The 7,810-nt window shown below is 39.8% G+C and carries 7 protein-coding genes and 1 pseudogene; all 8 read left to right on the forward strand.

Annotated features, from left to right (window positions below):
- Positions 1 to 61 precede the first annotated feature (61 nt).
- Positions 62 to 892 carry an amino acid ABC transporter substrate-binding protein gene (locus HT696_RS02445; RefSeq protein WP_173283146.1) on the forward strand — a complete coding sequence of 277 codons (831 nt, stop codon included), beginning with the start codon at positions 62 to 64 and terminating at the stop codon, positions 890 to 892.
- Between the two features lie 153 nt (positions 893 to 1,045).
- Positions 1,046 to 1,900 carry a MetQ/NlpA family ABC transporter substrate-binding protein gene (locus tag HT696_RS02450; protein ID WP_050207619.1) on the forward strand — a complete coding sequence of 285 codons (855 nt, stop codon included), beginning with the start codon at positions 1,046 to 1,048 and terminating at the stop codon, positions 1,898 to 1,900.
- Positions 1,901 to 1,999: 99 nt separating this feature from the next.
- Positions 2,000 to 3,373 carry a M20/M25/M40 family metallo-hydrolase gene (locus HT696_RS02455; RefSeq protein WP_173283148.1) on the forward strand — a complete coding sequence of 458 codons (1,374 nt, stop codon included), beginning with the start codon at positions 2,000 to 2,002 and terminating at the stop codon, positions 3,371 to 3,373.
- Positions 3,366 to 4,427: a methionine ABC transporter ATP-binding protein gene (locus HT696_RS02460; RefSeq protein ID WP_173283150.1), complete on the forward strand. Its 1,062-nt coding sequence runs from the start codon at positions 3,366 to 3,368 to the stop codon at positions 4,425 to 4,427. The genes HT696_RS02455 and HT696_RS02460 overlap by 8 nt, the downstream gene beginning before the upstream one ends.
- Before the next feature lies 1 nt (position 4,428).
- Complete coding sequence (locus tag HT696_RS02465; protein WP_000818850.1) at positions 4,429 to 5,121, forward strand: methionine ABC transporter permease; 693 nt, start codon at positions 4,429 to 4,431, stop codon at positions 5,119 to 5,121.
- 219 nt (positions 5,122 to 5,340) lie between these two features.
- Positions 5,341 to 6,120 (forward strand): Rgg/GadR/MutR family transcriptional regulator, encoded by a 780-nt coding sequence (locus tag HT696_RS02470; RefSeq protein WP_240150238.1) that lies wholly within the window; start codon positions 5,341 to 5,343, stop codon positions 6,118 to 6,120.
- A 185-nt stretch (positions 6,121 to 6,305) separates the two neighbouring features.
- Positions 6,306 to 7,550 (forward strand): transporter, encoded by a 1,245-nt coding sequence (locus tag HT696_RS02475; protein ID WP_173283154.1) that lies wholly within the window; start codon positions 6,306 to 6,308, stop codon positions 7,548 to 7,550.
- 28 nt (positions 7,551 to 7,578) lie between these two features.
- Positions 7,579 to 7,791: pseudogene (locus tag HT696_RS02480) on the forward strand (hypothetical protein); the annotation flags it as partial.
- Positions 7,792 to 7,810: the final 19 nt, after the last annotated feature.

Consider the following 7,810-nt stretch of genomic DNA (forward strand, 5'->3'; position numbering starts at 1 on the left):
AATGGCATAATTACTTTTTTTCTGATAAGATAATAAGGTATTCTATTTTGGAGGAAATGACATGAAAAAAATCGTTAAATACTCATCTCTTGCTGCCCTAGGGCTTGTTGCTGCAGGTGTTTTAGCAGCTTGCTCAGGGGGTGCTAAGAAAGAAGGAGAAGCAGCTAGCAAGAAAGAAATTATCGTTGCAACTAATGCTACACCAAAACCATTCAACTATGAAGAAAATGGCGAATTGACTGGTTACGAAATTGAAGTGGTTCGCGCTATCTTTAAAGACTCTGACAAGTATGATGTCAAGTTTGAGAAGACAGAGTGGTCAGGAGTCTTTGCAGGACTTGATGCCGACCGTTACAATATGGCTGTTAGCAACATCAGCTACACTAAAGAACGTGCTGAAAAATACCTTTATGCAGCTCCAACTGCTAAAAACCCTAACGTTCTTGTAGTGAAAAAAGATGACCCTAGCATCAAATCGCTTGATGATATCGGTGGAAAATCAACAGAAGTTGTTCAAGGGACAACTTCTGCTAAACAGCTAGAAGACTACAACAAACAACATTCAGATAATCCAACTGTCCTAAAGTATACTAAAGCAGACTTCCAACAAATCATGGGACGCTTGAGCGATGGCCAGTTTGACTACAAGATTTTTGATAAAATCGGTGTTGAAACAGTCATCAAGGACCAAGGTTTGGACAACTTGAAAGTGATCGAACTTCCAAGCGACCAACAACCTTACGTTTACCCACTTCTTGCTCAGGGTCAAGATGAGTTGAAATCATTTGTGGACAAACGCATCAAAGAACTTTACAAAGACGGAACGCTTGAAAAATTGTCTAAACAATTCTTCGGAGACACTTATCTACCAGCAGAGGCTGATATTAAATAATTTCTTGAAATCATCCATTCTGAATAAGATGGGTGATTTCTCAGTTTTTAGGGATATAGTTTTAAACTATATATCTGATTATCTAATAACAATTTGTGCAATTGAAGAAAGTATGAGATACTAGTACGGTATTATTTTTAAGGAGAAAGAATCATGAAAATCAAAAAATGGCTTGGCCTAGCAGCCCTTGCTACAGTCGCAGGTTTGGCTCTTGCAGCTTGCGGAAACTCAGAAAAGAAAGCAGACAATGCAACAACTATCAAAATCGCAACTGTTAACCGTAGCGGTTCTGAAGAAGCTCGTTGGGATAAAGTTCAAGAATTGGTTAAAAAAGACGGAATTACCTTGGAATTTACAGAGTTCACAGACTACTCACAACCAAACAAGGCAACTGCTGACGGGGAAGTAGACTTGAACGCTTTCCAACACTATAACTTCTTGAACAACTGGAACAAAGAAAACGGAAAAGACCTTGTAGCGATTGCTGATACTTACATCTCTCCAATTCGCCTTTACTCAGGTTTGAATGGAAGTGACAACAAGTACACTAAAGTAGAAGACATCCCAGCAAACGGAGAAATCGCTGTACCGAATGACGCTACAAACGAAAGCCGTGCGCTTTACTTGCTTCAATCAGCTGGCTTGATTAAATTGGATGTTTCTGGAACTGCCCTTGCAACAGTTGCTAACATCAAAGAAAATCCAAAGAACTTGAAAATCACTGAATTGGATGCTAGCCAAACAGCTCGTTCATTGTCATCAGTTGACGCTGCCGTTGTAAACAATACCTTCGTTACAGAAGCAAAATTGGACTACAAGAAAGCTCTTTTCAAAGAACAAGCTGATGAAAACTCAAAACAATGGTATAACATCATCGTTGCGAAAAAAGATTGGGAAACATCACCTAAGGCTGATGCTATCAAGAAAGTGATCGCAGCTTACCACACAGATGACGTGAAAAAAGTTATCGAAGAAACATCAGACGGTTTGGATCAACCAGTTTGGTAATAAGAAACAGGGAGGTGGGAGAGAAAATTCCACCTCTTGCTTTTGTATAGAGCATGGATTGTAAAGAAGACTATTCGTTCATAGAAAGGTAGAGAGAATATGGTTTTTCCTAGTGAACAAGAACAGATTGAAAAATTTGAAAAGGATCATGTAGCCCAGCATTATTTTGAGGTTTTGCGTACCTTGATTTCTAAGAAGTCGGTCTTTGCCCAACAGGTGGGTCTCAAAGAAGTTGCCAACTATCTGGGTGAGATTTTCAAGCGTGTGGGGGCTGAAGTGGAGATTGATGAGACTTACACGGCGCCCTTTGTCATGGCGCATTTCAAGAGTTCGCGCCCAGATGCTAAGACCTTGATTTTCTATAACCACTATGACACTGTGCCAGCGGATGGGGATCAGGTCTGGACAGAGGATCCTTTTACTCTTTCGGTGCGCAATGGCTTCATGTATGGGCGTGGGGTTGACGATGATAAGGGTCATATCACAGCTCGTTTGAGTGCTTTGAGAAAATATATGCAGGACCATGATGATTTGCCTGTCAATATCAGTTTTATCATGGAGGGAGCGGAGGAATCGGCTTCGACAGACCTGGATAAGTATTTGGAAAAGCATGCGGATAAACTCCGTGGGGCGGATTTGTTGGTCTGGGAACAAGGAACCAAAAATGCCTTGGAACAGCTGGAAATTTCTGGTGGAAATAAAGGGATTGTGACCTTTGATGCCAAGGTAAAAAGTGCGGATGTCGATATCCATTCTAGTTATGGTGGGGTTGTGGAATCAGCTCCATGGTATCTCCTTCAAGCTCTACAGTCTCTTCGTGCCGCAGATGGCCGTATCTTGGTTGAAGGTTTGTACGAAGAAGTGCAAGAACCAAATGAACGTGAATTGGCCTTGGTGGATACTTACGCCCAACGAAATCCAGGGGAAATCAGCCAGATTTATGGTTTGGAATTGCCTCTCTTACAAGAGGATCGCGCAGCCTTTCTAAAACGTTTCTTTTTCGAGCCAGCCCTTAATATCGAAGGGATTCAGTCAGGTTATCAAGGTCAGGGTGTTAAGACTATTTTGCCTGCAGAAGCTAGTGCCAAGCTAGAGGTTCGTCTGGTTCCGGGCTTAGAACCGCATGATGTTCTGGAAAAAATTCGGAAACAGCTAGACAAAAATGGCTTTGATAAGGTAGAATTATACTATACCTTGGGAGAGATGAGCTATCGAAGCGATATGAGCGCACCAGCCATTCTCAATGTAATCGAGTTGGCCAAGAAATTCTATCCACAGGGCGTTTCAGTCTTGCCGACGACAGCGGGGACAGGACCTATGCATACGGTCTTTGATGCCCTAGAGGTGCCAATGGTTGCATTCGGTCTAGGAAATGCCAATAGCCGAGACCACGGTGGAGATGAGAACGTGCGAATCGCCGATTATTACACCCATATTGAATTAGTAGAGGAGCTGATTAGAAGCTATGAGTAGAGATATTATCAAGTTAGATCAGATCGATGTGACTTTTCATCAAAAGAAGAGAACTATCACAGCGGTCAAGGATGTGACCATTCACATCCAAGAAGGGGATATCTATGGAATCGTTGGATATTCTGGAGCAGGGAAATCAACCCTTGTACGGGTGATTAACCTCTTGCAAAAACCATCTGCAGGGAAAATTACCATTGACGACGATGTGATTTTTGATGGCAAAGTTACCTTGACGGCAGAACAGTTGCGTCGTAAACGTCAAGATATTGGAATGATTTTCCAGCATTTTAACCTCATGAGTCAGAAGACTGCAGAGGAGAATGTAGCCTTTGCACTCAAACACTCTGGACTTAGCAAGGAAGAAAAGAAGGCTAAAGTAGCTAAGTTGTTGGACTTGGTTGGCTTAGCAGACCGTGCTGAAAACTACCCTTCACAACTATCTGGAGGGCAAAAACAGCGTGTGGCCATTGCGCGTGCCTTGGCAAATGATCCAAAAATCTTGATTTCAGACGAGTCAACTTCTGCCCTTGACCCTAAGACAACCAAGCAGATTTTGGCCTTGTTGCAAGATTTGAACCAAAAATTAGGTTTGACTGTTGTCTTGATTACTCATGAAATGCAGATTGTCAAAGATATTGCCAACCGTGTGGCAGTTATGCAGGACGGGCATTTGATTGAAGAGGGCAGTGTCCTTGAAATCTTCTCAGACCCTAAACAACCTTTGACCCAAGACTTTATCTCAACAGCCACAGGTATTGACGAAGCCATGGTCAAAATCGAGAAGCAAGAAATCGTGGAACACTTGTCTGAAAACAGCCTTTTGGTGCAGCTCAAGTATGCAGGGGCTTCAACAGACGAGCCACTTTTGAATGAATTGTACAAGCGTTACCAAGTAACAGCTAATATCCTCTATGGAAATATCGAAATCCTCGACGGCACTCCTGTTGGAGAATTAGTTGTGGTCTTGTCAGGTGAAAAAGCAGCCTTGGCAAGCGCTCAAGAGGCCATCCGTCAGGCTGGTGTACAACTAAAAGTATTGAAGGGAGGACAGTAAGATGGCAGAATTGATTAAAGCATACTTACCAAACGTCTATAAGATGGGTTGGTCTGGTCAAGCTGGCTGGGGGACAGCTATCTACTTGACTCTTTATATGACGGTTCTTTCCTTTATCATCGGAGGTTTCTTAGGACTGGTTGCAGGGCTTTTCCTTGTCTTGACAGCTCCAGGTGGGGTCTTGGAAAATAAAGTTGTTTTCTGGATTTTGGATAAGATTACTTCCATTTTCCGTGCGGTACCATTTATCATTCTCTTGGCAGTCTTGTCACCCTTCTCTCATCTAATCGTAGGAACAAGCATTGGTCCAAATGCAGCTATCGTACCCCTATCTTTTGCAGTCTTTGCCTTCTTTGCCCGTCAGGTGCAGGTTGTCTTGGCTGAACTGGATGGCGGTGTCATTGAGGCAGCTCAAGCGAGCGGAGCGACTTTTTGGGACATCGTAGGTGTTTACCTATCAGAAGGTCTTCCAGATTTGATCCGTGTGACGACTGTGACCTTGATTTCCCTTGTTGGGGAAACAGCTATGGCCGGTGCGGTTGGAGCTGGAGGTATCGGTAACGTAGCCATCGCTTATGGATTTAACCGTTACAATCACGATGTGACTATCTTGGCAACTATCATTATCATTTTGATTATCTTTGCAATCCAATTCTTGGGAGACTTCTTGACTAAGAAATTGAGCCATAAATAAAGAGATTTGGGCAATCTGTACATCATTCATAGGAGTTGTCGTTATAGTCAAGACTTAAAATTCTCTATACTGGTTGCTATCAACCGTTACTTTTATGAGTAAGAGAGTTAAGAATTGTGGGGAGTCAATATGCAAAATCTGGGAGAAGTTTTTAAAGAATTGAGAAAGAGCCGGAATGTATCTCTACAGGAGGCGACGGGAGGAGAGTTTACTTATTCTATGCTGAGCAAATTTGAGCGTGGAGAAGCAGATTTATCATCTATGAAATTGATTACTGCCTTAGATAACATCCACTCTGATTTGAATGAATTTATGTACTTGGTACGTGGTTTTTCTCAGAAAAAGGTTTTGGCTTTTCAAGAAAATCTTTGGGATTTATATGATAGAGAAGGGATTGATTCTCTCCATTCCTTGTATGAAGAGACGACTCAAAAGTATAGATCAAGTGGTGAAACAAGCTATCTCTTACAAATGATTCGTATCAAAAGCCTTCTCGTGTTTTTTGATTCAAACATAAGGGCAACGGATGAAGAACTGACTTTTCTCTATGACTATTTTTTTACTATTGACATCTGGGGAAATTATGAATTGGAACTATTTTCAACGATTTCTACTTTGTTTCCTCTGCCCCTCTATTTTAAATATTCTAGGGAGATGTTACAAAAGACGGATTTATTAGGCTCTTTACCTAGTAACAAAGTTGGTATTGACACCATTTTGATTAATGGACTTTTTAAAGCGATAGAGGAAAAGGATAAATTAAAAGCAGACTATTTTGTTTTTCAGATTGAAAAACGAGAATTGCCAGAATCTCAAGCTTATCTTAAAATCATTTATATGATTGCTAAAGGGTATTATGATACTATTTTTAATGTAAAAAATAAGGGTCTTGAAAAAATCCAGAGAGGCATTACAATCTTACAAGATTTAGAGTATGTAGGTGGTGCAAGATACTATGAAAATTATTTTGCAAATCAGCTCTCAAATAAAGATTTGTAATATATTCTCGTTACATCTATTGATGCAAAATAAATAGGCTTGTAGATGGATTGATAATTAGCAGTTTCTAGGCGCTAGAGTTTCTATTTTCAGAAAAAATATATTACAAAAAAGTGGGGAGTCCCGCTTTTTTTGTTAGACTGGTTTCAATAGAATACTCTTTGAAATATGGAGAAAGGCCTGTTATGAAACTATTCTTAAGACATCATTTATTTAGAATACTGACCTTATCAAGGTTTTTAAGCTCAAGTGGAGCTTATATTTATAATCTGGTATTTATCGTTTATGCTGCGAGTCTACCCTTTAAAAATATAGCTGTATTTATGGCGAATATGATTACGATTTTACCTTTCCTATTTACTTTTTATGTTGGGATTAAGGCTGATCATACTCGAAATAAAGCAGGGACAATTATCTGGGTTGGTTGTGTGCAAAGCCTCCTATTTCTTTTGATTGCTAGTGTGATTCATGACCAGAACTTCGTAACGTTTGCTTTTATCTGTATGGTTAATATCTGTTCAGATATTTTATCAGATTATACAGCAGGCCTTCGTATGCCGATTATCCAGCATAATATTTCGGAAGATAAGCTCTATGAAGCTTATTCCTTTACTCAGTTTGTCTCCTATTTATCAAATCTAGGAGGTCAAGCCTTAGGAGTGTGGTTACTCACAACAAGCCACCAAAATTTTTCTTTTGTTGCAATTGTGAATGCTGGCTTCTTTTTACTATCTTCTCTTATTTTGTTCAAAAATAGAAGAGAATTGACGCATTTGTCTGTAAGTGTAGAGGATAAGTCGATTAGTTTACTTCAACAAGTTAAGGCAATCTATGAGGACATGGATAATATATTTAGACAGAGAGAAAGTAAATCTTTGTTTAAAATTATTCTTGTTATTTTAGTAATGAATACTTTGGGAGGAGCTGTTGGAGGTATTTATCACTTTTACTTATTAGATCATACTATCTATCATCTCAGTTATGCTCAAGCCCTATTTTTAATTGAATGTGTTAGCTTGGGAGGAGCTATTCTTGGTAGCCTAACTCCCCATGATTATTTTGGGAAATGGTCTTTTTCAAGTTTGCTATCGCTCAATGCAATTTTGTTTGTATTACTTGCTACTGCTAATATTTTAGATTTTTCTCCTCTAGTAGGTGTTGCTTGCTTAGCTTTTGTCATGTATTTGATGTCGAAATCAATGCCTAAATTAGATACTCTGTTATTGTCTAATTTGAGTGCGGATGTATTAGCTAGAAGTAATAATCTCTTGAGTATGATTTTTTCCCTAACATTACCCTTGGGGATGTCTGTATTTTCCTTCTTAGCTTTACAAGATATCAGACTTTGTTGGTGGGTGTTTTTGGTAGTGAGTGTGATAGGGTTGATTTTATCACTAGAAAAAAGAAGTTTTTCGGGTAAAAAATTTTAGCCTAGAAAGCTAAGGCTTACTAGAAGATCTTCCAGATTTGATTCGTGTGACGACTGTGACCTTGATTTCCCTTGTTGGTGAAACAGCTATGGCCGGTGCGGTTGGAGCTGGTGGTATCGGTAACGTGGCCATCGCTTATGGATTTAACCGTTACAATCACGATAAAACTATCTTGGCAACCATCATTATCATTTTGATTATCTTTAAATTCATACTCAATGAAAATCAAAGAGCAAAGTAGGAAACTAGCCGCAGGTTGC

It is taken from the genome of Streptococcus sp. 9903 (assembly GCF_013276625.1).
Taxonomy (GTDB): domain Bacteria; phylum Bacillota; class Bacilli; order Lactobacillales; family Streptococcaceae; genus Streptococcus.

Coding starts and splice junctions, on each gene's coding strand:
- HT696_RS02445 (WP_173283146.1), top strand. CDS start 62: ATGAAAAAAATCGTTAAATACTCATCTCTTGCTGCCCTAGGGCTTGTT.
- HT696_RS02450 (WP_050207619.1), top strand. CDS start 1,046: ATGAAAATCAAAAAATGGCTTGGCCTAGCAGCCCTTGCTACAGTCGCA.
- HT696_RS02455 (WP_173283148.1), top strand. CDS start 2,000: ATGGTTTTTCCTAGTGAACAAGAACAGATTGAAAAATTTGAAAAGGAT.
- HT696_RS02460 (WP_173283150.1), top strand. CDS start 3,366: ATGAGTAGAGATATTATCAAGTTAGATCAGATCGATGTGACTTTTCAT.
- HT696_RS02465 (WP_000818850.1), top strand. CDS start 4,429: ATGGCAGAATTGATTAAAGCATACTTACCAAACGTCTATAAGATGGGT.
- HT696_RS02470 (WP_240150238.1), top strand. CDS start 5,341: ATGCTGAGCAAATTTGAGCGTGGAGAAGCAGATTTATCATCTATGAAA.
- HT696_RS02475 (WP_173283154.1), top strand. CDS start 6,306: ATGAAACTATTCTTAAGACATCATTTATTTAGAATACTGACCTTATCA.